At 37.0% G+C, this 265-nt stretch carries 1 pseudogene; it reads left to right on the top strand.

Annotated elements, in window-relative coordinates:
• Positions 1–265: pseudogene (locus RG959_RS24305) on the top strand (IS21 family transposase); the annotation flags it as partial.

The raw sequence follows: 265 nt of genomic DNA, 5'->3' as shown, positions 1-265 counted from the left end.
CAGATGAGTTTCTTCAATTCGCTAATTTCTACCGTTTTGAAATCCAAGCATGTAATGTACGTAAGGGCAATGAGAAAGGACACGTTGAAAATAAAGTAGGGTATGTAAGATATAACTTTGTAACTCCTTCTCCAGTCATAGAAAGCTATGAAGATCTAACTACTATTTTAAGTGAAAAACTGGCACAGGATCGGCAACGCATTCATTACGCAAAGGAAGTTCGTATTCAAGAACTACTTGATGAGGAATTGAATCATGCCTTAGC

The sequence above is a fragment of the Domibacillus sp. 8LH genome (assembly GCF_038806185.1).
In the GTDB taxonomy this organism is placed as follows: Bacteria; Bacillota; Bacilli; order Bacillales; family Domibacillaceae; genus Domibacillus; species Domibacillus indicus_A.
This window is presented reverse-complemented; position numbering and strand designations above follow the sequence as displayed.